This window comes from Enterococcus sp. AZ040 (genome assembly GCF_050499185.1).
Lineage (GTDB): Bacteria > Bacillota > Bacilli > Lactobacillales > Enterococcaceae > Enterococcus_D > Enterococcus_D entomosocium.
The window spans coordinates 20,431-44,663 of the sequence record NZ_JBMHEW010000002.1 but is presented as its reverse complement, the minus strand read 5'-3'; the positions used below and the strand labels follow the sequence as shown (position 1 = coordinate 44,663).

Annotated in this window: 24 protein-coding genes and 1 pseudogene; all 25 read right to left on the bottom strand. The window is 39.4% G+C overall.

The window, feature by feature from the left end; all coding sequences use genetic code 11:
• Positions 1–39 precede the first annotated feature (39 nt).
• The 25 genes and pseudogenes from IGK63_RS16415 to IGK63_RS16295 all read right to left on the bottom strand — a co-directional run bounded on the left by IGK63_RS16415 (position 40) and on the right by IGK63_RS16295 (position 24,199).
• Positions 40–477, bottom strand: a complete 438-nt coding sequence (locus IGK63_RS16415) for a hypothetical protein (protein ID WP_429972574.1) — start codon at positions 475–477, stop codon at positions 40–42.
• Positions 478–483: 6 nt separating this feature from the next.
• The gene (locus IGK63_RS16410) at positions 484–1,362 is read right to left on the bottom strand and encodes a hypothetical protein (protein WP_429972573.1); all 879 of its coding nucleotides are present in this window, start codon (positions 1,360–1,362) and stop codon (positions 484–486) included.
• A complete protein-coding gene (locus IGK63_RS16405) occupies positions 1,362–1,598 on the bottom strand; it encodes a hypothetical protein (RefSeq protein ID WP_429972583.1) in 237 nt (78 codons plus the stop codon). Before IGK63_RS16405 ends, IGK63_RS16410 begins: the two co-directional genes overlap by 1 nt.
• Before the next feature lie 356 nt (positions 1,599–1,954).
• Positions 1,955–2,620, bottom strand: coding sequence for a hypothetical protein (locus tag IGK63_RS16400; RefSeq protein WP_429972572.1), 666 nt, complete (start codon positions 2,618–2,620; stop codon positions 1,955–1,957).
• Positions 2,621–2,644: 24 nt separating this feature from the next.
• Positions 2,645–3,760, bottom strand: coding sequence for a lysozyme family protein (locus IGK63_RS16395; RefSeq protein ID WP_429972571.1), 1,116 nt, complete (start codon positions 3,758–3,760; stop codon positions 2,645–2,647).
• A gap of 4 nt (positions 3,761–3,764) precedes the next feature.
• A complete protein-coding gene (locus tag IGK63_RS16390) occupies positions 3,765–5,690 on the bottom strand; it encodes a VirB4 family type IV secretion system protein (protein WP_221679009.1) in 1,926 nt (641 codons plus the stop codon).
• Positions 5,691–5,707: 17 nt separating this feature from the next.
• Positions 5,708–6,277 carry a hypothetical protein gene (locus IGK63_RS16385; protein WP_429972570.1) on the bottom strand — a complete coding sequence of 190 codons (570 nt, stop codon included), beginning with the start codon at positions 6,275–6,277 and terminating at the stop codon, positions 5,708–5,710.
• A 3-nt stretch (positions 6,278–6,280) separates the two neighbouring features.
• Positions 6,281–6,589 (bottom strand): DUF5592 family protein, encoded by a 309-nt coding sequence (locus IGK63_RS16380; protein WP_005230821.1) that lies wholly within the window; start codon positions 6,587–6,589, stop codon positions 6,281–6,283.
• A gap of 12 nt (positions 6,590–6,601) precedes the next feature.
• Positions 6,602–7,051, bottom strand: a complete 450-nt coding sequence (locus IGK63_RS16375; RefSeq protein WP_086373482.1) for a single-stranded DNA-binding protein — start codon at positions 7,049–7,051, stop codon at positions 6,602–6,604.
• An 11-nt stretch (positions 7,052–7,062) separates the two neighbouring features.
• The gene (locus IGK63_RS16370; RefSeq protein WP_429972584.1) at positions 7,063–8,319 is read right to left on the bottom strand and encodes a hypothetical protein; all 1,257 of its coding nucleotides are present in this window, start codon (positions 8,317–8,319) and stop codon (positions 7,063–7,065) included.
• A 27-nt stretch (positions 8,320–8,346) separates the two neighbouring features.
• A pseudogene (locus tag IGK63_RS16365) lies at positions 8,347–9,441 on the bottom strand (pLS20_p028 family conjugation system transmembrane protein); the annotation flags it as partial.
• Positions 9,442–9,491: 50 nt separating this feature from the next.
• Complete coding sequence (locus IGK63_RS16360; protein ID WP_429972569.1) at positions 9,492–9,980, bottom strand: hypothetical protein; 489 nt, start codon at positions 9,978–9,980, stop codon at positions 9,492–9,494.
• Positions 9,981–10,024: 44 nt separating this feature from the next.
• Positions 10,025–12,655, bottom strand: coding sequence for a VirD4-like conjugal transfer protein, CD1115 family (locus IGK63_RS16355; protein WP_429972568.1), 2,631 nt, complete (start codon positions 12,653–12,655; stop codon positions 10,025–10,027).
• 11 nt (positions 12,656–12,666) lie between these two features.
• Complete coding sequence (locus IGK63_RS16350; RefSeq protein ID WP_429972567.1) at positions 12,667–14,943, bottom strand: hypothetical protein; 2,277 nt, start codon at positions 14,941–14,943, stop codon at positions 12,667–12,669.
• 63 nt (positions 14,944–15,006) lie between these two features.
• Positions 15,007–15,285 (bottom strand): hypothetical protein, encoded by a 279-nt coding sequence (locus IGK63_RS16345; protein ID WP_230319195.1) that lies wholly within the window; start codon positions 15,283–15,285, stop codon positions 15,007–15,009.
• Positions 15,239–15,532, bottom strand: coding sequence for a DUF5415 family protein (locus IGK63_RS16340; protein ID WP_429972566.1), 294 nt, complete (start codon positions 15,530–15,532; stop codon positions 15,239–15,241). The genes IGK63_RS16345 and IGK63_RS16340 overlap by 47 nt, the downstream gene beginning before the upstream one ends.
• Before the next feature lie 26 nt (positions 15,533–15,558).
• Positions 15,559–15,969 (bottom strand): hypothetical protein, encoded by a 411-nt coding sequence (locus IGK63_RS16335; protein WP_142960379.1) that lies wholly within the window; start codon positions 15,967–15,969, stop codon positions 15,559–15,561.
• Positions 15,970–16,130: 161 nt separating this feature from the next.
• Positions 16,131–16,499 (bottom strand): hypothetical protein, encoded by a 369-nt coding sequence (locus tag IGK63_RS16330; RefSeq protein WP_010749181.1) that lies wholly within the window; start codon positions 16,497–16,499, stop codon positions 16,131–16,133.
• Between the two features lie 17 nt (positions 16,500–16,516).
• A complete protein-coding gene (locus IGK63_RS16325; protein WP_429972565.1) occupies positions 16,517–17,281 on the bottom strand; it encodes a hypothetical protein in 765 nt (254 codons plus the stop codon).
• On the bottom strand, positions 17,278–18,135 hold the full coding sequence (locus IGK63_RS16320; protein ID WP_016612355.1) for a type II secretion system F family protein: 858 nt from the start codon (positions 18,133–18,135) through the stop codon (positions 17,278–17,280). Before IGK63_RS16320 ends, IGK63_RS16325 begins: the two co-directional genes overlap by 4 nt.
• Entirely contained in the window at positions 18,104–19,567 is a 1,464-nt protein-coding gene (locus tag IGK63_RS16315; RefSeq protein WP_429972564.1) for an ATPase, T2SS/T4P/T4SS family, read from the bottom strand. Before IGK63_RS16315 ends, IGK63_RS16320 begins: the two co-directional genes overlap by 32 nt.
• 4 nt (positions 19,568–19,571) lie before the next feature.
• On the bottom strand, positions 19,572–19,958 hold the full coding sequence (locus IGK63_RS16310) for a hypothetical protein (RefSeq protein WP_034696353.1): 387 nt from the start codon (positions 19,956–19,958) through the stop codon (positions 19,572–19,574).
• A 67-nt stretch (positions 19,959–20,025) separates the two neighbouring features.
• Complete coding sequence (locus IGK63_RS16305; RefSeq protein WP_429972563.1) at positions 20,026–20,187, bottom strand: hypothetical protein; 162 nt, start codon at positions 20,185–20,187, stop codon at positions 20,026–20,028.
• Positions 20,188–20,238: 51 nt separating this feature from the next.
• Positions 20,239–20,559: a hypothetical protein gene (locus tag IGK63_RS16300; RefSeq protein ID WP_010749175.1), complete on the bottom strand. Its 321-nt coding sequence runs from the start codon at positions 20,557–20,559 to the stop codon at positions 20,239–20,241.
• A 13-nt stretch (positions 20,560–20,572) separates the two neighbouring features.
• Entirely contained in the window at positions 20,573–24,199 is a 3,627-nt protein-coding gene (locus IGK63_RS16295; RefSeq protein WP_429972562.1) for an MSCRAMM family protein, read from the bottom strand.
• Positions 24,200–24,233 lie beyond the last annotated feature (34 nt).

Here is a 24,233-nt window from a genome sequence, read left to right as displayed (position 1 = left end):
TGTAAAAAGTGCCACCTAGGTGCCATCATCACCCCTCAATTATTTTGGTAAATATTGGGAAACAATATCATTAAAATCACGTTCTTTTTTGACATCTTCTTGAACAGATTTGACCTTTTTCTTTTCTTCTTTCTTTGATTTGTCCTTCCTATTTTTAAAGCGATAGTTCTTATTTCGAACAACTTTCTTACTCATTGTGACTGCTTCTTGATAAACATCAGAAGAAAAAAGGTCTTGTATTTTGGTATGATCTTGCTCCAATTTTGCATTGGTCATAATCTCTAATAAAGACAAAGAATCCAATACTTTTTTTTCGAAATTTATTTCTTTTCTCACCCGATTAAGTAATTCAAGCAGCGCATATCGAATCATCGGACTGTCTTTAATATCCTCGTCAACGGGCAAATAGGTTTTTAATTCTTTCAAAGCATCTTCATGTTCCGTGTCTAAAAATACCGGAATTCGTTTCTTTGACATGTTATCTCACACACCTTTTTTGAGTTCGTCAATTTTCGATTCAATCAACTGAATCGTCTTTTCGATATCAGAAATTTTGGTTTGATTATCTGAAATGTTCCCTTTAAATGATTCAATCGTATTCTCCAAAGTGGTGATTGAATCTTCCGTTTTTGCTAACTGCTCTCCGACTTGGTATTCTTTTTCTTCAGTGAAAGAAGTAATTTTTTCTCGTGTATTTTTGATTTCTTCAACAAGAGATTTGTTCTCTTCCTCAATCATTTTTCTGTTTAGCTGCTGTAATCGGATATCATTTTCAAGTCCGCTGATTTTCAATTCAGCTTGACTTAAAGTTGAAAGATCACTTTTAACGATCGTCGATTTTTCTTGGGATCCATACAGACTAAGCGCTGATTCATCGGAATCTTTTGATCGTTTATACGTAACATCAAACCGCAAAGCGCCGAATTCATCGTCGATATTTTGTGCTAAAAGAACAAAATAATTTTCAGAAACGGGGATTACTTCTACTTTTAACGGTGTATTGATATCTTCTTTTGTGACGACAGTTGCCTTTGTAACTGGCTCTCCATCAGATACAAGATCGACTTCTGAATCGACATAAATATCCATGCGATAACTTTTACTAACTGGCGAATATTGTTTTTTTAGTACTGTGACCTCTCCTGCATCAAAAGGAATCGGCTTTTCAACTGACGATTCCGAATACGCATTTGCTGGTTTTGATAACACAGCTTGACCGATGATCGATAGAAATAAAAAACCAAAAGCCATTAATATTTTGGTGTATGTTTGTGTCTTCGTTCGAAAATGTTTTTGTTTTATTTTCGATTTCATTTCCTTTACTGAAGAAATAAAGTGAGAGATTTTTCCGAAAATAACCATCATTCATTCCCCTTTTTTAATTTGGTATTTGTTGCGATTAGCTCATAATGATCGATTTGATTAGAATCACTGACGTGAGCTGAAGCAACATAAACAAGGACTTGATTTGAATCCAATCCTTCATAATTGAGATCAAAAATGACGAAATAGGTTTGATCATCGTTCGTATAAACACGTAGATCTTCTACGCTCATTTTGGCATCTTCATTGTCCATATCCCCAATCGATTGCGTCATTTCTTGGTTATATTCGTCAGTAATCAATTTCTTTTCGTTCAACAGCGAGACACGATCTTTAAGAAATGGTTCATCTTTTGTGTTGAAATAAGTCGTCACAAAGTCTTGCACAACGGCACTTTTTTTATCCATTGATTGATTTGTTTGTTCACTCTCAACGGTTTCTGATGCCTGATTTTCAGTAGGATCAACAGTGCTGCTATTGTCCGGCTCCGAATGGTTTTCTTCAATAGATTGTTCAATTTTAGGTTCTGAAGCAGCTTCTGATTGTTTGCTTGAATGCCAGATAAAGAGTCCAAAAACTCCCCAGCTAGCTAATAATCCAAGTATTAAAATACCGCTCAATCGTTGATAACTCATGATCTCAACTCCTTGTTTTTGTTTTCTTCTTGGAAATAGTCCATTCGATAAATACGTGGCTCATCTCCCATTTCAAATAGTATGCCATGACGATTATAATGACCGATCAAATCTTCTTTCTCTGCTTCGTTATAAGATAGGAACACGGCTTCTCTTTGTAGATCCTTCCATATTCGAATGACTATTTTTACAATACCTAGTCCTAAAACGAACAATAAGTATGCTGGTTGAATGATACAGGCCAAACAAAGCAACAAATAATTTACACCGCCAAACAAGAAAAAAATAAGCATATTATTTAGCACCCGAACATCCTTCAGCTTGTCTTTAGATAGAACTACAGTAAAGAAAACAGAGAAAATCATCAGTAATAAAACTAAAATTGTATAAATAAATACAATATTTTGATAGGTTACTTTTGTAATATGGCTACCCAAAATAGCATTTAGTTTACTAACTGGCAACGTGTAAATAGATAGATAGCACCCGACTAAAATGATATAGTCGATCAAAATAGATCCATTCCTCAACCATTTGTACTTCTTAAGTTGTCGATAAAGGTCTGTTTTTTTTAGTTCTTCGAACCATTTGTTTTGGATTTTAATTTGTAAATGCTCTTCTTTCAGCGCATGTTTCCACTGTTTAAAAGCTTCTTTGATCATGTTGTTTCACTCCTTTGCTATGACTTATTTTGGCGTGCCATAGCCCATAATATATTGACTGGTCTTGCCATAATTACGCTCTTTCGTGCTGTCTCCTGAGTTTCCTTCCAGCGTATAGACTGTGCCGTTTGAGTAGCTTTTTACGATGCCCACATGATCACTGATGCCGTCTGCGTCCCAATCAAAGAAGATCACCCACCCATCTTTTGGTTCCACACCGACTGGCTGCCATTCATTTTTTTGTTTGAAATTTTGAATACCAGTTGGACAGTAGGCGAATTTTTCCATGTTCACATTTGCTTTTGCGGCCACATAGGAAACAAAGACTGCACACCATTCCACACGGCCACCATAGCCATACCATGACCAATATTTTTGTCCTCCGACATGCAAACCTTCATCGATTTCTGCTTGAGCGACTTTCGCCATATCACTGCTTCCACCAGGAAGACCGGAACTTTTCGGCGTTAGATATTGTTTAACGATCATGGCATAAAACATATTCCCATAGGCATATCGATAGGTATAACCGAGATTTACCGCCACCGGATTCGTGTAGGTCACTTGTACGCCGTGAGCGTACTTATTCGCAAAAGCGATCGCTCGATTTAAGTCGTAATTGTTTGTCGCAAAGGACAAGAATCCAGGGCCAAAATTATAGGACTGAATGATATTTAACACGTCCATATCCTTATGTGCTTTAACCAAACCAGCGAAATACTTTACACCGACTTCAATGCTCGTATAAGGATCTGAAATCGTATTAGGGGCATTTCCTTGTGACTCACTGGACTGCATGACATCAGGATAACGTACGGCATTTCCACCCGTCTCCGCTTCAATAATGCCAAGTAAGGGATCCACCATATCAGGGATCCCGTTCTTCTCTGCTTCTTTTGCGACCTTATCTTTCCATTGCATCGTCATTTCTGAGACACTAATTCCGCCCCCCTCAATACCTCCATCAGTCGATGTTGTCTGAGAAGCACCACCGATAAAGATCACGAGAAGCAAGCTGGCTACCACAATAACAAGAGCAGTTAAAACAGCGGTTGAACTACCTAAAAAAGCAAGTAAGAGTTGGATTTTCTCCTTCTTACTTGCTTTTCCGACCAACAATTTAATTATTTTCGATTTCATTTTATCAGTGACCTCCTGCAAATCGTTTCAACTGTTCTTGATCAGGATCCGTTTTGATCTTGTAGTTGTTATTTCCTCCTAAATTGACGATTACTTCTCCTTGTTCGAGTAATGCCAGGTCTTCATACTGTCCATCAGTCAACAGATTTCCCATTGCTTTTTTCATTGTTTCACTGACTGAAGCATCCAGCTGTAGAAAGAATTTCGCATTACATAATTCAAAGACTTGTTTGATTTTTGAAATGTAATCATCAGAAGACGTTTCAGGCAACAGCTCTTGTGGCGATTGTGTCGCAAAGAAAGCACCGGCCGAAAACTTCCGCATTTCTTTTAAGAATTTGACGACTTGTTTAACGACAAACACCGTATCAGGACTTAGGATCTCTTGACATTCATCTAAGAAAAAGGCAAAGAATCGAACTTCATCAGGAGTAATATCGCCATTCTCCAAAGCAATTTTTTGTTTCCGGCCATTTTTAAGTGCCTGGTTCCAAACGATATTCATAGCGGTGTAAAGCATACATTTATATACTTCATCGTCAAAGTGACCGATCGTTTCAATATCAAAGAAAAGGACATCTTCTTCATCAATATTTCGAAACGTGCTACGTCCATTGAAGATTGATCCATATTGTTCGCACATTGACGTGATCACCGTTTGAAAGTTTTCCATTTCCACCATTTTGACGTCCGTCACACGATCCTTATAGCCGCTTTCCACAAATTGATCAACGAAATGCTTGAATTCACCAACTGTGGGATATCTTGAAGGATCCAATCCAATGATATGGATATCTTTTTGATTCTGTGTATAGTTTTCAGGTAATAGACCGTAAGAGATATAAAAATCATCCATGATCTTACCAAAATCGAGAATATCTACTGAACGCATAGCGGGATTTAAGAAGCGCACTTTGTTAAAAAAAGTTGCTCTATGCTGCAAGTAACTGTTCAGTTCATCGATCACTTTTCCGCTAGCATCTGTGATTGTGGCAAGTGGTTCCATCGGATTTAACATGCCTTCTTTTCCAGATAGATCATATATTTTCCCGTTTTGCGACTGGATTAATTTATACCAATCTCGATTTTTCTCAAACCCTCGAATGATTGTCCGCTTGCCATATAACATTTCTTCCAAAAGCTTCAGTAACGTCGATTTCCCCATACCAGGTTTCCCAAGAGTCATGGAACTAAACGATTTCCTAAGTGCAGTGATCGCATACGGATTGTAGATAAATGACCCGCCTGTGTCTGTTTTCCCAATATAGCCACCACCCGTATCATTTAAAAATTGGTGATTAAAGGGATAACCGCCACCGATCGCAGAACTTGGCACGGTTATGCCTTCCTTACTGCCTGGTTCATTTTGTTGTTCAGAATAACTTTGAAAGAAAGCTAGCCATTCTTGGGCTTGTTTGCCAATATACGAAACAGATTTGTAGCCCATGGCTTTGAGCGAACGTCTAAGATCACCCACTTCTTTTTCAAGCTCTTCTTGTGTATCTGCAGTCACATAGATACGTATATCGACCATTTTACTGACTTCGTCGCCTTGATTGATTTCATTTGCGTAACGTTCCAGAGAACGAAACTCATTGACTGCTTCATTTCGTTGGGTACGGGTTCGGTTTTCTTCTGCTTGTGAGTCTAATTCACGCATAGCTTTGTCAATATCGCTTAAAATGACTTCTTTGTCGATCGGGGCAAGATCGAATTTTGTGATTGTTTTTGGGTTATTCATAATTGTGGTCAACCAAAATGGCGCTGGCCGTTTGGCTAATTGATAGATGTGAAGACAAGCATAGGTACCGTCCCCTGCGACCATTCGGTCTTCAGGAAACGTAATGCCGCCTTGAGGTTGGATTTTTTCGATGAAACTGAGGTCAAAGCCTTCTTTAACAAGTGTTTGAATTTCTTTTTCATTTAACATAATTTTTATCCTCCAGACTAAATCGGGGTATTCAGGTTATTTAATTTAATTAAGATCTGCTCAATTTGTTTCGGCGGAATATCCTTGATTCCTAGATTGGATCCGCCTGCTCGTTTTAGAATCGTTTTGGAAAGGTTCAGCTCCTTCTCTGTTTTTCCATAAACAATAAAGTAGAATTCTAAATTTGATAGTTCTTGTTCGACCCACACCAAACGGCTGATCTGTTCTCGAATGATTCTTGCTCGAACGGTGTTTCTTTCTTCCCTTGCCAGCTGCAGCTGTCGGTTCCAATAGACAAGATTGTCATCGATATTTGTAGGAAACATCATCGATAAAATACTCATTTCTTCTTCGTAGATCCGCAACATATTTTCAAAATGTCGCATAGCCTGATATTGCTCGCTGGCACTGAGACCGTTGATATTTCTTGTCGTGACTTTCAAAAAAGAGAGGTACCGACCATTTTTTTTGACCACGTTTCCTCGGATCATTTTTTTGATTGGTACCAATTCTTGAATAGATGGGTTCTCCCCTTTAGTGCGCTTTCGTCCTACGGAACGGAAACTTTGAACTTGTTTTGCGGCCATGCCTTACCCTCTCCTTTTTTTATAGCTTTGTACTTCATACACATTTCGATCCATTACGATCAAACAATAGATCGTATACAAATTTCTTCTGTTTCCGTTTGACGCAGGCTTTGCACATAGGAACAAGCCAAGGAAAAAGAAAACAATGCCTAATAGGATCGACGTCACAAGAGAAAAATGCAGATACCCTTGTAGATACAAAAGGAACATCGAGGGGCCAAAGACGATCAGAAGATCCAAGATATACAAAGATTTATACTTTAGTTCTTGTTTAATACTTCGTTGAATCACGATATTGTGGTATTTATCCATGTTTTTCCTCCTCTATTGGTACCAATCAGCTTCGTCATAACTGGTTGGAATATGTTCTACCGCCTGACGGTACTCGTTTAAAGCCATTTCTTCTGCTGGCTGACCTTCAGATAAATGCTTTCGCCGACGATCGGTCACTTCTTTGGTTTCTAACAAGTTGTAGCTTTGTACGATATCTTCAGACACGTAACACCGTTCTCCTGACTGATTTTCATACGGTCGGACTTGGACTCTGGCCACAAAGGAAACATGAGATCCTCGACACGTCATTTCAACAAAGGACTTTGCGATCGTGCCATACAGCACACATAAAAAGGAATCTGATTGATAGTCAGATTCCTTTTTTGTCTTGAAGTTTCGTTTTGATATTAACAAGACACGTGTATAACACGTGCCACGTTCCGTTTTCTTTAAGATGGGACTTTCAGCCAGTCGGCCTTCAATACAATGGACATTTAACACAAGATCTCCTCCTAAATATAATCATCGGCATTTACTTTATTCATGGATTGATAGATATCATAGTAATCATTTTCTGGTGTCACACTCGACTCTTTCAAGTATTTGGTGGCCAATTCTTTTGGTGTAGAAAGCTCCTTCGTTTTTGATTCAACCGTTGGAATATGATACGTTGGTGCCGTTGATTTTTCTGCAGGTTTCTGGCTAGTCACCGATCGATGGTTCGTTGGTTGTCCTGGTTGTTTGATCGAACCTGATTTTGGCTCACTACGTCTAGCAGGTATCACCGTTGATCGATCAATTCCTCTACTTGGTGATTGTTTCACCATTTGAGTGCCAGCAGTAGCAGACGTTTGATTGCTTCGTTGTACGATCGCAGCTGTAGAAGGACTCACACTTGTAGTCCGTTCAAATGCCACAGAAGCTCCTTCAGACGCTTGTTCACTCGATTGAACAGATTGACTAGGTGCTGCTGCAGAAGTGCCGTAAGACGCTTCTGGTGTTGCTCGTTTCACTTCCTGATCGTTAGCTCTCTGAGTGTTAGTCGGATTTCCTTCAGATACACTCGGATTGTTTGACTGTTGCATATTGTTGTTCTGATTGACTTTGTCTGTCGCTGCTTGGATGGCGGCTTTTCTACTTGGCGTATGGATTGGGGGAATCGTCGTTCGTTGGGTTTTCTGTGAAGCGGTCGTTTTCCCCGTTGCCAAACCATTCGCACGATTGCCGTTGATAGGATCGATCGGTGATTCGGTTCGATTGCCACTTTCACCCATCTGTTTCAACGCTTCAGCTGAAACATTGCCAATGCTTTTTCCATCTGTTTCTTTACCTTGAGAAACGGCGCTGGAAGAAGTAGAAGCACTCATAGGGTGAGAAGGTGTTTCTGGCGAAAGATTGGTTCCTGAAGGCAGCTCTCCATTAGCAGAAACCTGATCCTTGTCTTGAATCGATGGATTTATCTGATCATTTGGAACCGCTGATCGATTCGATCCTTGCGTTTGTGTCACCGGCTCTTGTTGGTCTTGCATGCCAAACGACTGTCGCATGTTCGCTGCAAATTCCTGCACACTGCTTCTAGAAGAGCCATTGTTTCCTGGAACCGTTGAGCGACTTTGAATCGATTTGTCATTGTTATTTTCGTGTACACCGTTATTGACTCTCATACGGCTGACTGCATTTCCGGCGTGCTCTTTAATACTACTACCAGCATTCACTCCACCTTTTACAGCGCTTGTCGCAGCTTTCGCAGCAACTGCTGTACCAACCATAGCTTGCCATCCTGAACGAAGCCCGATATCCAACCCCAGAAATTTCCCAAAGAAATTTGGGCCGTCGATCGTAATTCGGACACCAACAATACAAAGTACTAAATATGGAAGAAAATCGACATCAAGATTACCTATAAATGAAAAGTATAACTTAAAGATACTCAAGCTAAACCCTGTCAACATAATCGCTAATAAACTGTTCCCAATATCCAAAAGGATTTTTTTTGTACGTTGTCCGGTTTCAATATCAGAAACAGAAAGAACTGGAAACATCAACTTTGCAAATAGTAGCTCAATCAAAGACGTTGCAATTATAAATGCAGAGCAGATAAAAGCAAACGACACTGTCAGTAGTGACAAAGTGATTGTGCCCGTCCTGTATGAAAAACGAAATTTACCTTCTTTAAAAAAATCGAACATTCCGTTTTCTATTTTTTCTGATATGACTTTTCCATCTTCGTCAGTCTTTAGCCTATATTCTAGGTAAGAAGTATCATCTTGATTTTTAGCTTTATCCTTCATTTTTCTGATTTTTTCAGGAGTTAAAACTTCTGATAAATCAGTAGCTTTAAAAGCTTGTTCTGACAAATTGTTTTTTTGAGTTCCCGCATCACTATTCAGTCGAGAAAAACCGTTTTTCGAAGAATACTGCAAGTCTGATAAATTTTCTTTTACAATACTGTAGGAAAGTGTACTTTTCTCAGTCGTATCTAAATTTTTTGTTTCTCCATAAACTTTTTGAGAAAGCTCCACACTTGATGTAATCAAGCCTGGAAGCTGAACACCTAAACAAACAAAAAAGACAGCCCTGAAAAGGCCTGCCTTTAGATCCACTCGTTCGTTTAAAATATATTTGTAAGCAATAACAATAATCATAATAATCAAAATAGTGAATGAGACTAATCGCATGCTGGTATATATTTTACCGATTGTCCCATTATCAAGAAATCCAAAGACCTTGAACACTTGATCCAAGATATCTTCCACCCCAGAAGCTAGTTTGTATAGTCCTTTTACCCAGTTTGCACTTATCCATTTAAATAAATAGCTAAATAAAGTTGCATCTTGAATCCAATCACTAAATTTTTGAAGAAAATCCGTTGCTTTTTCCGTTTTACTCACCTTCCAATCATAAAAAAAGAAGCCTTATTCAGGCTCCTCGTAGTGACTATCTATTCTTTATATTCTGCAACATAATAGTGAGGGTCTGTAGAATAGATTTCTCTAGTTTCTTTCAAAGAAGAATCCATTTTCGAATAATTTTTTGAAATAGGTACAAAGGCATATCCTTCATTCTCTTCGTCATAGAATACATTAAAGTCCTTTGTATCTGATATAAAATTGTCCAAAACTTCAAATATTCCATAATTCTCACTATTTGCTATTTTGTAATGATATAAACCCTTTTCTTGCTCTTCAACCTCATAATTCATTGTTTCAGAAATTCCCTTATCAATATTGGAAATAGTAAGAGAACCATCCTTCATTTTATCTATTTTAAATTCTGGTTCATCTGAAGGCGAATTAGATAAATAGAAAGATTTTCCCTCTTCAAAAATATCTGACAGCTTTTTTTCTGGTGAATTTGAGCATCCACTTAGAAGAAAAACACCAATAAGTACCAATAATAAACCGAAACCACTCATTTTTAAACGTTTCACATTAACCCCTCTTTTTCTATCAATTTGAATTTAGTATAGCACGTCTACTCTGTATCTAATCGGACTAAGTTAGAAATATCTTTATAGTATGAGTCGTTTAAATAGAAATTAGCCAGCTGTAGAAATGCACACCGTTCTTCTTCTTTAAAAAGTGGTTTAAGATCTTCAGTAACCGCTTGTTTCAAAAAGTCGATTAAATCAATTTTTTGTGATTCTTCCGGATCCTCGACAATCGAAAGTTTGATAATTTCTCGATAGTTTTCCAAATCTTTTGTATCAAAACGTTTGAGGACTGATGCAAAGGCTTCTTCATCAATCTGTAACAGTTCCTCTTCTGACTGAAGGCCTTCTTCCAGAGACAAGAGCAGCGATCGGTTAATTGATTCTGAAATCAAATCATCGACATCGATTGCGTTTGCTGCTAAATCAAAGGTTTTATGTTCAGAGGGAATGTTAAAGTCTTCAATCGGTCGGTTCGGGTCAAAGTACTCACCCAAATATTCAAATCGGAAAGGCATCGACGTCTCTTTCGTAGAAAAAATAGAATACGACCGGATTTTTTGGCGCTTTTTGTTTTCCCTGTGCAACCTTAGTACAACCATTTCCCCCATCATAAGCGTAGATAATTTATACGGGGTAATTATTCGTTGAGAGCCAACATTAGTTTGTTTACTCGTATCAAGAGAAAGTGGATCCTGTTCACCAGTCGAATGTTTTTCCACCGTTTTCTCACCAACTCGTTTTGATATTTCTTCGTGTGTATCTTTGTCTTGGCTCATGATATACAAGTGGTTTTGGCAATTCTCTTTGATGATTTTCGCCGTATAGTCCCCGTATACAGAGCCTAATTGCGCATAGCTTTGTAAAAATAGATCGAACAGAATGTTTCGCCCTAAACAAACGGTCACAATGTTATCCATACTTTCAATGGCTGGCATGTTCCCAAATTCATCTAGGATAAAATGGACTCTTCGGAAACACTTCCCACCTCTCGTATTTCCAGCATTTTGTGCAAGTGTTGTATACAGTTGTTTAACAAACATGGAAGAAATCACATTTTTAGACGGATCATAATCCGGCGTGATCATGAATACAGCGATCGGCTTTTCTGTGTAGAAAAGTTCACATTGCTTCAACTCTTCTAAATCTCCACTGATTCGATTTAACTCACCATCTTTTTCAAGTAGAGTGATCGAATAGGTTGCTTTTTTATCTTGGAAAACCACTTCTAATTGATCGCCAGTGTGTAAGTTCAAATTGAAGTTCAAATCCACCACACCAGCCATATTCGGACGGATCGTTTCTACTCCTAATACTTGTCCATTGCGCAAGAAGCGAACTTTCAAAATTTGATCATACATCGATCGATCAAATTGGAAGAACAACGACTTAGGAAAACCCACCGACTTCAGCCGAAAACTATTTTTTGACGTCATCTTCGCAATCGCTTCAAACCCTTGGAAAATCGTTAACTTATCCAAGACGGCACTTTGAATTGGCCCTTTATTCTTCGAATCCATAGAAGAAAATGAAGAGTATTGTGCTTTGGCGATATGTCCTTGCGGCAAACGTTCAAAGTAGAGATCGAGTTGTGTGTACTCTTTTTTAGTGACCCGATCAATGACCTTTCGATTTGTCATTTCAATGATCCACTGTGCCACATTGTACATTGTGATCTTTCCTAAATCGTGTTTTTCTAAATAGTAGTCGATTAGGGCTAAGATCACGCCGTTCAACAGTTTCTGCGCACCGCTATAGACCCATTTATTCTGACCAGCGTTTGGATCATTGAACAATGCATACGTGAATTGATCCACCAACATCTGCGCAGAAGAAGAATCCCCTCTTACATAAGCATCAACAATCAGCTGCAGCGGATTATAACTCATAGATTGATCGGGTGTTTCTAAATTAAGTACTTGTACCTCATAGCCCCTTTCTTCTAATGTTTCTTTTGATCCTTTATAAAGTTCTCCTTTCGGGTCATTGAAAATAAGAGAACACTGTTCCTTCGCTCGACTCAAGATATCAGTCAGTGGAAAAACGATCGACTCACCCTTACCTGATCGACTCGTCCCTAGAATAAGTGAATTGACTGTATTGCGATCGATATAAAACTTGTTCATATAGTGCGTGATAGGAATACCGCCGATCCCTTCAAACCGTTCTTTTCGATCAGGTACTGCCGGATATTGCTCTTTGATCTCTTGGATCGTCGCCAAACGGGCGTCTCCTTCTTGGCCATAACTCAATGAATCAAATTTTCGAGTCAGCTTTTTAAAGACGAACCAGGCAAAAAAGAAAGCCAAAGGCAGCGTGATAAGCAGCTGCTTGTTCGTTCCTACATGAATAAACAAGGAACGGGCAAAATAAGGAAACGTCTGAAACAGCTTTCCAGCCGTTGAAAAGTCTTGCTTTATCGAAAGTGTAAAGGCTTTGCCAAGAATCGGCAGAAATGAAACGATAAAATTGATCAGATAGTTGCTCGTAAAATAAACCAAGAAGAAGGCACTGAAAAAGCCAAGAAACGCTATTGGTGCATGACGCTTATGTTCTTCGGCTAGTCCTTCTCCTTTTATCGAATAACCCCTTCCGATAAAAAGGGCGATTTTTTTCAGACCGAACACAGAAAATAATCGGTAGAAAAAGGAGCGTTTCTTACTTCGTACTCGCATAGATGCTCACCTTATTCCAATACCGATTTTGCTTCTTTCGGCTTGTCCTGTAACAAGTAAGCAGAAGCGATCTGTTGTTTTTGACCCATGGTTAAATCTTTTTTCAACGCATCTGACAGTTCTTGGTAGATCGACGTAATGGCCTTTTGATCCTGTTGTAGAATGGCCAGATCCAATAAACCATAATCTGATTCACCTAGCTTAGTTAACTGCTTTAAGGTGTCTGTGTCTTCTTTTTCAAAGACGACTTGAACCACATGGTCAATATTTTCAGGATATTCTTTAGCCGCTTCAATATACTTACCAGCACTGATTTGATCATCATAAGAAGGAACCGCTGGTTCAGCTGATTCGAAACTAGCATAAGAATTTTCTGTTTGAACAGCTGCAGATACAGTTGTTTGATTTGGATCTTGTTGGGCTTTTGCATGAACATAGCCGCCAAATCCTGCCACGGCAAGTAAAACCGCACCACTTAAAGTGATTTTTTTCCATAAAGACGGTTTCCCTGCTGCTTGTTGTACGGCACCTGGTTGTGTTGGCGCTGACTGTAAAGGCGTGCCTTGTTGTTGCTGTTGGATAAATGCCATCAGCTGTTGTTGCGTCGCCAAGTTTTCAGCCCCTCTTCGGGTCTGATCATCGATCAATTTTGCTAGAAATTGCGAGATTTCCATTTCTTTTTGTTGATTTTGTTGCTTCGTTGATTCAACATTCTGCACGGCTTTATCTTTTAGGGACAATTCTTTTTCTTTTATAGCCAATTCACGATCACGCTGCGCAAGTACGGCTTTTTCCCGTAACTCTTGTTCATGGATCCGACGTTGCTCTTCAAAGACAGGCTGTGATTCAATCAGTTTTGATTTCATTGATTGTAAGTACTGCAGTTCTTGATCCGTGACTTGTTGCACTGATTCGACCAGGATCGTGCTTAACTCTTCGAGTTGACTGTTCTTACGCTCAATCAATCGGCTGTACTGTGCCTTATGAGCTTTTTCTTCATAAGAAGCAGTGATTTTTTCTTCTTCTTGTTCGATTGCTTCTTGTCTCATTTGATCGAATTGTGCCGCTTTTTCCTGTTTGTCTGCCTGCAGTTTGACATCGATTTGATAAAGCTCGTCTTGATGGCGCTTATTCAATCGTTCCACTTCTTCTTGTTGCCGCTTTTGGATCCTCGCTTTATCAAGCGCTAATTGATTCTCTAAAGAAGTGAACGCTGCTTCGATCTTATCAGTAAATTCTTCACTTAGAATTGCTTTTTTAGCAGCTAATTCCGCAAGACATTCTTCAGAACCATCGTCTGAAGTAATTTCTTGATAAGCGATCGTCAACTTTTTGATCAATTTGTTCTCTACGTCATTTTTTAATTTATATAGGCTTGAGATCAACTGTTTGTAGAACGTTGGATTGTATTGTGTTCGGATAAATTCTTTCTTTCGCTCACTGATAAAATCATTTTTATCGGCTAAACCAAAATACATGATCAATTCTTGCGTCTGACGATCCAGCTTTGCTTCTAGTTTAGCGATCAGCGATTCGATAGGATTAAAGATTGGTTGTGTCGTTAAATCCAAATAGGTATCCAAAGGAGGTATCACGATGCCAGGAGCCGGCTCTTTCGCTGTAGAAACACGAGTCAATTCCTCTGAACTCTGAGAAATTGTGATTTCTTGCTTGCTCTCTTCTGGTTCTTCAAATGAAAGCTCGCCCTCTTCTACCGTTTCATAATCAGGAAGATAATCGTCTTCAGATAAATCTATTATTTCTTCCTCTTCTTTGACAGGCGCATTTAATTGGTCTTCGGCAATAACAGGAACTGCTTCTTGTTGCTTTTTCGGTAATACACGAGAAAGCAGATTTTCCGCAACCTCCGGCAATTTCACTTCTGGCAAGGACAAGCCGCTAAGAAATGATGGTTTTGGTTCGTTGACTTCTTGTTCAACAGGTTCAAATGACTGATCAAACTCGACTAAAAGATCATTTTCCAATTCCTCAAACTGTTCTTTTTGGCTTCCCTTTAAGTTTCTAAGCTCCTGAATAATATCCTCGTCGATCAGTAGGTCTAAAGGTACATCTTTTGTTAAGGGGAGAGTGAACTCCCAATAGTCTTTTGTTCCTTCTATACGATGGATCTCTAAAGTCATCTTATTATCCAGCGGCCCAACGTCTGCTTGAACCTGGTAAAAAAGTTCTCTCGCTTCAGGAAGAGAATACTTCTTTTTCAGGGTCAATCGCTTCGTAGCTTTGATTTCTTTTGGTAATTTTGTAAAACGCAAAATATAATTTCCCATGGTTCTCTCCTTTAAAAAAAGATGGAAAGTGCTAATGCTTCCCATCTTTTTGTACATTTAATTTTAGAATCCTTTACCAATCCCTTGAAAGTAGGTTGCTAATGAAACAGCTGACATAATTACGATCATTCCTAAAGCAATCCGAAACCACATACTTTTGGCCATGTCCGCTTTTCGATCGGAACTCATGAAAATAATTCCGGCAACGATCGTCATAATAACGGCCAGTGGTAGTGATAGTTTTTGTAGTGCTGTGTAGATTGTTTTTCCTGAATTATCTAAAGAAGTGACCCAATCATTCGTTGGTAGTGTTAGCAGTGCTAGTTGTAGTTTCATTAACATGTTTATTTCCTCCATTTTTCACTTGGTTTTTATCTGGTACAAGAGTATAGATTTTTGAAAGCACGTAAGACTCGCATTGCTTTTCAATCGTTGATTCTTCCCATTCCTTGTCTTTTCCTTCAAGAATGGCCATTTTTTTATCTCGTAAATGATCATTCGTCCATTCCTTAAAGGTAATACCTTCTTGAGAAAGTAATTCTTTTGCGGCTTCTACAAATGGTGACACCGCTGATTTTTTCCCTGCCATATACTTCTTCCTTCCTGGCTAATTGACTATCTAAAAAAAGAAAAACCCCTCGATTTTTTCGAGTAGGTTCGCTTTTGTCTTGGTTCCATTTCTGGCAATGCTTTTCGTTCTTCATTGAATTGCCGATTGATTTCTTGGTAAAGCTTTTCTCCTTCCAAGCGATTTGTCTCAAGAGTGGATATCTCTTCTTGCAACATATCTAACAGTTGTACCGTGTTCCGTGTAGGATCAACGACCACGTCTTCTAAGATTATTTCTTGTTCGCCATTGTCAATCACTACTGACAATTTCGTAGGCTCCGTGATTGAACGCTGTAGCTGTTCCATGATCTGTTGTGCTTGAAAGATACCGTGAACCATCTTTGTGTTCAATGCACGGTATTTTCGTGTCAATTTTTTGTTGACGTGCGAAAAATGTACCCGATATTGCCCGGACACACGATCACCCCTTTCACATTCTTATACTTTGCTGCGTCCACCACTGTTCCCATGCAGCTTTTATGACGTCTTGGTAATCAATGACAACTTTAAGAAGAAGCGCACCCACGACCAAACTGAAAATGAGCCGTAACAATTTGGAAAATACTTTTCCCATATCTTCACCTCACTTGAGAAGGCGCTTGTCCTTCAATTCCTATCTTCACAGAGATATTGTCTGGTAGAAATAAAACTGGATAGGTCGCTTTGATCGTATAAGCCACCGTATCTCCAAACGCAGCCTTTTTCCCTAGTGAAGGACTTTCGACCGTATACCAGCCGTGAAATTGTTTATTTGAGTAATCTTTGAGCTCTGAAACTGCTTCAGCTGTCAGACCACCTTTTCGCTCAATCTGATAATTGACTTGTTGCCGATAAGTAGTGATCGTTTGAAGCTGATAGCCGAAAACGACGACGCTCAAAAAGGCGAGTACAGTCAAACAGTAAAACAACATGCTGAAAACTTCTCCCTGACTATCTTCTACATCCATAATTTATGCTCCTTTCTTTAGAGATAAACATAGACTTTTCCAAGTTGGAAAGGAATGATCGCAATAGAAGCACCAAGAACAAAGACCAAAATCGCTCCTACTAGCTTCATGTATAGACCGGAAAACCGACTAATCTTAAAGTGGATGATTTGTTCAATACCAGCCATCATTTCTTCGCTGGTGATCCTAGAAAGCTGATCGATCACTTGCAAATTCGCTGATCCTTGTGCCAAACGTGCCAAAGTAACCATAAATAACCGGCTGCTGTCTGTTCCAGACATTTGTTTGGCGAACATCTTAAACGGATCGAAACTGCTTGGATTTCGACTCATATCTAACATGAGCCGTTGTAAGATCTTCTTATCGATCTCATGTGGCATCCTTGGAACGATTCGCTCAAAAACAGAGCGAAGATTGATTCCCCCTCTTGTTTGTTTCAATACAGGAACAAGTAGCCGTGAAAATTTCGAAAATTGAATTTGGCGTTCAAATCGAAATTGCTGATAAACGATTTTTACTGATTTGATCGTGTTAAGGTAGACCAACACACTGATCACGAAACCGATTGGAATTAGATACAAACTCAATAACAACCCAAGTGCAATAAAAAAAGAAAAGCAGATACCAAAGTTTCGAGCATTCTTTTTTGACCACTTTTCAATATTTTCTTTGGTATTATTCATTTCTAAGAGATCTTCATAAACAAGATCCGGAAGCAAGCGAGAAAAGAATGGACGATTCTCACTATGTTCTGTAGTTTTGTTTCGAATAACGAGATTCATTTTTTGGTTCGCACCCCCAATTCCGTGACAGAATCATCAAAATACTGTTTGAAAAAGCTATTTAAGATCATACTAAGCGAAGTAAGACAAATGGCTGAACTGACATAACCGATTGGATGGTGGGCATAGCCGTCCATGTATTGCGCAAAATCACCGTTCATGAAGAAAGAAACCCCATGAAATAGCAAAATAATAGCGCCCATTAAAATAAGGAGTGTCTGCACACCGCTTAACATTTCATTCTTCTTCTTTAGAAACAAATTGACTTTTTCTAACATTTTACTATGGTGTTCTGTTAGATATTGCAACGAATCCGTATTGTTTTTACCTTCTTGAATAATCGTGTCAAGCTGTTCCAAATACTGACCAAAAATCGCATCATCATGGTACTTTTCAGATAGGTTATTCAATAAATAAGAGACCCTTTCGGGATCAGACCCTACACCAAGAGCGGCATACAAGCTTCGAAGATCTTCAGAAAGTTCTCCTTCTGTTTCATCGATCACATAGGCCAAAGACTGAAGAACAGTTAAATCATTGTCCATCGTCACTTGTGTGAGATTCAAAAGAAATTTGTTTCTGGCCACCAATGACTGCATCTGATACCTCCGATTCACGACCTTTGGCAAAATAAACCGATAGCCGTAAATAGCACCAATCACTGTACATCCGACAACGATCCACCAAATATACGTCAGAATTAATGAAAAAACGCCTAAGACTACAGCTGGGAGTCCGACAAGCTGAATGATCTCTTTTTGCTTTAATCGCTGCCCGTAAGCACTGTTTAAAGCATGTAATTCTTCAAGATTCACACGGTTCTTAGCTTCCGTCTGAAGTTGATTGATTCGCAAACTCAGCCACCGCCTTTTGAAGAATCTGTTCAAGCTCTTCCGATTTATTAATCTTTTCATTGGTCATTTCAGGAAAATCAAAGGATAAGAAGCGTTCTGCTAGCTTTTCCTTGTACTGATCAGACAACTGACCCGTAGTAACGTAGAACTGACCATTGTTTAATACTTGTTTAAACAAAGTAGTGGCCGTATCTTTTACTGAATACTCTACGATTTCTGACAAATATCGAATTTTTTTGAAAATAAGATTTTCCGAATCGATCTCGATATAAGCAGTTTTGATCTGAAATCCAAAGTCGAAGAAAGTAAGGATATCTTCAGTGACCGCTTCTTCATTAATTTTATACCCCATACTAGACATGGTGACTAACCTTCGAGGATGCGCTCGACAATTCGTTGAGTGAATCGACGTCAATCCTGAATGGTTTGTCCGTGCAGCTTGGATCATTTCATAAGCTTCAGAACCACGTGTCTCTGAGGGAACGATCCATTTAGGGTAATTCCGTAAAGCAGCTTGAACCAGATCTGAAATCGTCACGATATTTCCTGTAACGAGAGAAAAAATATCATGATCTGGCAAAAGTTCCTTGATTCTTGTTTCAGGAACATCCTCAATCATAAAGATACGGTCTTTTTTAGGCACAAATGATAACATCATTTTGATCAATTCCGTTTTCCCAGAACCAGTCTCCCCACCGATCACGCTCATTGATCCAGCCTTCATGATTATTTTTAGAAATTCCAAAACAAAAGATGGCGCAAAATCGACAAACGTTTCTTCGGTCAATGCTAGACCTGGTCGACTGACCCGTAAGGACATCGTTGTTCCAGTTGGACTGATCACTTGATGCATAGCATTTAATCGTAAATTTCCTGATACACTATCCAAGATAGGATCATTTCGAGTAAATGGCTTTCCTACAGCATCCGCGAACTTCTTTACGATTCGAAATACCGTCTTTTCAGGATCGGGCAACTGTAATTGTTCTGCCGTATAAATTCGTAGTTGATCCGCACTTTCGACGGTTAGAAACGTACTGTTCCATCCGATATCCGTGATTGACTCGTCATGCAAAAGTAAACGATCGATAAATTCAAAACCGACGATCTCATTGACGACATAGGCCGCTTTTTTTTGTCCTTCATCATCTTTTCCAAATCGCTGCTCTTCTTGGACTAATTTAGTGAGCTTTTCACGAGAAGCTTTAGACGTGAAGGCACGCATCACTTCATCCGGATAGTGCTCAACTAAATCGTCTCGAATCACTTCGACTCGACTATCTTCAACTAATTTTTCCAAATAATCGTCTCGCTCTTCTTCAGTAACTGACGGTATATGTCGGAATTGATTGGTAGTCACGATATTCCTTACATTTCTTAACACGTCTTTTTCATCTTTAAAAATGGACTTTTTTTCTCTAATTACAACCATTTATTTACCCTCCTTCCGGCGTACTTAAAATGCATGTGGCTTCGTCAATGGATCCATCGGACTCTACATAGGCACGAATGCCTTTGATTCCTTTGTTATCTGCTTCTTTTAAGTAGTTGAACGTCACTTTTACTGTTTTCTTTGCATAGAATGGCTGCTTCTTGATCGTCTGTTCGAACTCTTTTTCAAAGTTGGCTTGATCCAAATAAAAAGCGCCAGGCTGAATGCGTGCAGAATCATCTTTGTTACTGATTGCAGCTGTTCTTAACGCTTCGGTAATGTTAAATGCTTCGGTATCTTTCTTGGCATTTCCTATAAAAAACCACGCAATTAGAATCATAAAAAGTGCCCCCACGATCATAACCGTGATCTGTCGCCAATAATGTGTCATTCCTCCCTCTCCTAACCAAGAAAAAGGAGAAGACAAAGATTGTCTTCCCCGATTATCTTTTTAACCATTATTTTGTTGGCAATGTTGAAACGTAATAAGTGATTTTAGCTAGCATTTGTGTTGTGAAATCAGGGAAAAACTTGAAAACAACACCACCGACGATTGCAACTAAACCTACTGCAATCGCAACGTTCATCAATGTGTGAGAATGATTTTGAACTGTATCCATGAATGTCACCTCCCTTCAGTAGAAATATAAACCGGCTATTAAAGCCGATCGTTATTTGAAAAACATTTGTTTGATTTCATCAAAAAATTTGGTGCAGACTGCCAAGATCCCAGTAACGAATACCATAACGGCCTGAACAAATTGATTTTGTTGAATCGCTGAGGTCAGCGAACCGGAAACATTGCTGCTTCCAGAACCAAAGTTTAAAAACGAAGAACTGATCTGATTCAAGTAATTGAACGGGATCCCGATCAACTGCTTAAAGAGAAAGAAAAAGACCAGGATCCCTAAACTGCTAAAAACTACTTTCCGCAATAGGTGCCTGGACTGTTTTAATTCCGATCGTACATCAAAAACGGCTGAACCATACATATTGCCCAACTCCTTACTTTCCTCTTAACCACGTGATCTCTGCTTTTGACCATCCTTTTGGCACAGTCGTATCAGGATAAACCGGCGTGAGTAACAATTCATCTTCTTTCTTTGTTTTACTATCAATCGTCGCATACATGTTTGCGTAGACCGAAAGTGTTTGGTTCATCGATACTTGAATAAAGTTACGGCCAATCACATTCGATTGCAGCGTCAGATTGTAGTCCCCTTTTTCTGCCCAAATCGGCAAATAAAACTTTCTTCCCCCATCAAGTAATTTATTCGCAATTTTTTTGGTTGGATTTTTTACTTGTTCTTGCGTATACAATGCACCCGTCTTCTCCTCTACGCTTATTTGAGGAAACTCAAATTTTGTAGAAGTAATAGCGGCAGTCGTTTGTTTCGCTACTTGATTGATCGTACGATCTAGCGGGATTTGAACGTTCCCTTTTGATTCGACATACTGAAGATCTAAATAGGTATCGACTAGCTTCGTTGGAGAAGAAAGTGTAAACGAGAGTAATGGCGTATCTTGGATCTCACTGCTGTAGATCGGTTCCAATGTGATTGGTAGTCCATAGCCCGTTTTTGACGAACGCTGCTCTTCAAAATCAAACTGCAGGCTCTCTTTCTTTTCTACATACGCTTTGGTTTTTCTCGTTGCTTCTGTTTGGCTCACTGCGCTATAAGAAAGCTTACCGCTTTTCAGATCCGCATTGGTGAGGATTTTTTCAGAAGCGGTATAGCCGAATGTTGAAAAGTCGGTCGTATCTGTTTCTGCCTTTACTTGGTCAGGATTTTTCAGTACCTGAAGGGAAAGAGAATACGGAACCTTCTCACCCTTAGTAAAGCCTGCAGTAGGCAAATCAACAGCTAGGCTAGAAGCATAAGAAGCAAGTGAAATATCCTTTGTCAGTACCGTCTTCTTCTGTTTTTGATCCGTTACAGTCAATCGATATACGACATTTTTCAGTTCATCTTCGTAACTCGCTGACTTAGAAAAAGTGATCGTCGCCTTCAAGCTGTCCGTCAATGACGCTTTGCCAGTCAATATTGAAACTTTCTCGGCATTGATCTCTAAAGACGGTAGATAATACGGGATCTCAAGTACAAGATCTTTGCCAGCAACGACCCCACTTCTAGTCACTTTCGAGCGGTAGCGATTGCCTTTCACGTCGAATAGATCATCCAGCGGCTTATACTCGTACGACTCCCCATCGTACTTCGTCTCAACGACTTGTTTAAGCAGCGCTTTTTCTGTTTCTGTCACATGATTCACTGTCAGCTTGAATGCTGGTAAAGTAGTTGTAACAGCGTTTGAAGAAGCAGTTTTCGTTCCTGTTTTCACACTACCTTGCTTACTGAAGGACAGTGTTGCTTTGTTTTTAGCGGTCAGAATTTCTTGCTTTAGCATCATTTTCGTACGTAGATCATATGATTTTCCATAAAATCCAGAAGTTGTAAGTGCGGTGCTTTTCGCAGTAGCAATCACTTTCCCGTTCGTCAGATCTTTGGTAATTGTAAATTGATCTGTTACATCACTACCTTGCGCCAAAACTTGTACCGTAGAAATAGCAACCGTTTCAGCTGGAAACTGGTCTTCTATAACAAAATCAGCTAAGTAACGAGATCCTAGTTTTTCTACCGTACTTGTCGTTAAATCATATTGTAGAAAATCATCGGAAGCAGCTGACCAAGTATTGCTGGTTTTGCCTGTCTCATTCTTGTCTGATACCGTCTTTGAAGCACTCAATTTGTACTGATTGGTGATTGTTAATTTCACCGGCTTTGCTTCAGTCACATCTGCAGTAATGGTAAACGAGTAGTTTTTACTATCTGTTTCAAAACCAACCAATGACGCTTTTTCCTTGAAATAATAGGATCCAAGCGTTAGATCCTTTACTTTCAGTTGGCCATTTGTGTCGGTTTTTAGGTTATCTTGTAAAATGGATCCGTCCGATTTGTATAGTGTAAATACCACACCATCTAACGACTTTTGATCGACGTCTGCGATTTTGGTAAGCTCTACAGCTCCTGCGAGTCGCTCGTTTGTCCAGGTCTTCGAAACATTCGTATTTTCCCCTACCGTGATTGAAAACTCCGTTCCGTTTAACTTGTAGCCTGAAGGAGCGGTTATTTCTTTCACTTTGACTACTGACCCAGCCTTTAATCGTTCTCCTAGCTTTGCCTTCCCATCCGTTCCTGATTTTACGTCTGTTGTCTTTCCATCATACGTAAAGCGGAAGGTGGCATTTGCTAACGGCTTTTTCGTATCTGCATCTACTTTTAAAACATCCACTGTCCCTTTTCGCTTCACATTCACGGTTACGGAAGTTGAAACATAAAAAGAACCAGTGACCAGTTTTTGATACGAACCGTTCGCCCAGACAGTAGTGGGATATTTTTCGTTTGTTTTCGACCCTTTCACCATATTTACAGTGATTTTTGTTGCAGTGGATCCATTCGTATCAACGGTTAATTTATTGCCACTGATCGTCGCTTTTGCCCCACCGCTGACGGATTCTACGTAAAGGTTATGATCACCCCAACTATTTTTCACAGTAAAGGTCGCTTTTTCTCCTTCATAGACCGTCTTAGACGTTGCGTCCCATTGCGGACGTGTACGGATCTGACCAGCACGAGTGTTGATTTTACTTTTCCAATCAGTCACACCAGCTTTGTGATTTGGGGTAATGGTGATACTTTTTGGTTTTTCGTTTGAGTTTTCCCAAACAAGACTTGATGCGGCCATCCAACGCTGTTTGCCAGCGTCATTATTTGCCCAACCGCCTAATTCACGGTAAGCACTAATAATGGACGTGATCGTTTCTTTTTGAGAAGTACTCAAGTAACTGCTACCGGCATCCGTGTACGTCTTAGCTGCCGTGACCCCTGCTTGTAAACAAAACGCATCTTTCCCATCGATCGTCCGTCGGATTCCACGGTCTTCTGTGTAAGAATAGCCGTTGCTGCGAACGATATACATCAGCCAAGGATAACCAGCTGGTGGATTGATCGTTGTTTCAGAGACTGTTTTTGAAACAGAAGCCAGCAAAGCAACTTTGCTTTCTTTTAACATAGAAGGAACATCATTCAAGTTATTCGTTTGGTTCAGGATCTCTTCAGCATAAAAGAAACGTGTCTGCATCAAGATCTGTTCGGATTCTTCTAAATCTTTGGCTTTTGACAATTCTTCAGCGACTTGATCTTCTTCAATAAATGGAAGATCTTCACTATTGACTGCCGACTGCAGAGATTCAACATCATTTAGATCAATTTCATCAAAGTCTTTGATTTCTTGATCTGCCTGATCCGCTTTTTCCTGACGCTTTTCATCGATCCCTACTTCAACAGCTGTAAAATCTCCTTCAGTTTTTTCAGCGATCTGCGGCGTATCTGAAGAAAGCAGCTGTTCTTTGTCTGATTTGTCTGCTACCACGTACAGTAAGCCATCAGCACCTTGAACAACGGTTGATTCCTGTTCTTTGTTTAAGGTCTCTTCCGATACTGCAGCCACTTCCTGATCCGTTTTAGCGGTATCTGTTTGTTCTTGTGCCAAAACATAAGGAAAGTTGGCCATAGCAAGAAGAGAAATGATCATCACTGAAAACGAAACGACGAGTTTGTGCTTCTTTTTCATTGGTACCTGTTCACATCCTCTCCTTCAAAATGGA

Coding starts and splice junctions, on each gene's coding strand:
- IGK63_RS16405 (WP_429972583.1), bottom strand. CDS start 1,598: ATGACGCAATCGATTGGGGATATGGACAATGAAGATGCCAAAATGAGC.
- IGK63_RS16380 (WP_005230821.1), bottom strand. CDS start 6,589: ATGGATAAATACCACAATATCGTGATTCAACGAAGTATTAAACAAGAA.
- IGK63_RS16305 (WP_429972563.1), bottom strand. CDS start 20,187: ATGGATACAGTTCAAAATCATTCTCACACATTGATGAACGTTGCGATT.
- IGK63_RS16345 (WP_230319195.1), bottom strand. CDS start 15,285: ATGTTAATGAAACTACAACTAGCACTGCTAACACTACCAACGAATGAT.
- IGK63_RS16385 (WP_429972570.1), bottom strand. CDS start 6,277: ATGGCCGCAAAACAAGTTCAAAGTTTCCGTTCCGTAGGACGAAAGCGC.
- IGK63_RS16395 (WP_429972571.1), bottom strand. CDS start 3,760: ATGAAATCGAAAATAATTAAATTGTTGGTCGGAAAAGCAAGTAAGAAG.
- IGK63_RS16390 (WP_221679009.1), bottom strand. CDS start 5,690: ATGTTAAATGAAAAAGAAATTCAAACACTTGTTAAAGAAGGCTTTGAC.
- IGK63_RS16400 (WP_429972572.1), bottom strand. CDS start 2,620: ATGATCAAAGAAGCTTTTAAACAGTGGAAACATGCGCTGAAAGAAGAG.
- IGK63_RS16415 (WP_429972574.1), bottom strand. CDS start 477: ATGTCAAAGAAACGAATTCCGGTATTTTTAGACACGGAACATGAAGAT.
- IGK63_RS16310 (WP_034696353.1), bottom strand. CDS start 19,958: ATGACACATTATTGGCGACAGATCACGGTTATGATCGTGGGGGCACTT.
- IGK63_RS16355 (WP_429972568.1), bottom strand. CDS start 12,655: ATGCGAGTACGAAGTAAGAAACGCTCCTTTTTCTACCGATTATTTTCT.
- IGK63_RS16340 (WP_429972566.1), bottom strand. CDS start 15,532: ATGGCAGGGAAAAAATCAGCGGTGTCACCATTTGTAGAAGCCGCAAAA.
- IGK63_RS16370 (WP_429972584.1), bottom strand. CDS start 8,319: ATGGTTGGTACAGCAGTTGCTGCGAAAGCTGCGACAAGCGCTGTAAAA.
- IGK63_RS16410 (WP_429972573.1), bottom strand. CDS start 1,362: ATGGTTATTTTCGGAAAAATCTCTCACTTTATTTCTTCAGTAAAGGAA.
- IGK63_RS16315 (WP_429972564.1), bottom strand. CDS start 19,567: ATGGTTGTAATTAGAGAAAAAAAGTCCATTTTTAAAGATGAAAAAGAC.
- IGK63_RS16295 (WP_429972562.1), bottom strand. CDS start 24,199: ATGAAAAAGAAGCACAAACTCGTCGTTTCGTTTTCAGTGATGATCATT.
- IGK63_RS16300 (WP_010749175.1), bottom strand. CDS start 20,559: ATGTATGGTTCAGCCGTTTTTGATGTACGATCGGAATTAAAACAGTCC.
- IGK63_RS16330 (WP_010749181.1), bottom strand. CDS start 16,499: ATGGATGTAGAAGATAGTCAGGGAGAAGTTTTCAGCATGTTGTTTTAC.
- IGK63_RS16350 (WP_429972567.1), bottom strand. CDS start 14,943: ATGGGAAATTATATTTTGCGTTTTACAAAATTACCAAAAGAAATCAAA.
- IGK63_RS16325 (WP_429972565.1), bottom strand. CDS start 17,281: ATGAATCTCGTTATTCGAAACAAAACTACAGAACATAGTGAGAATCGT.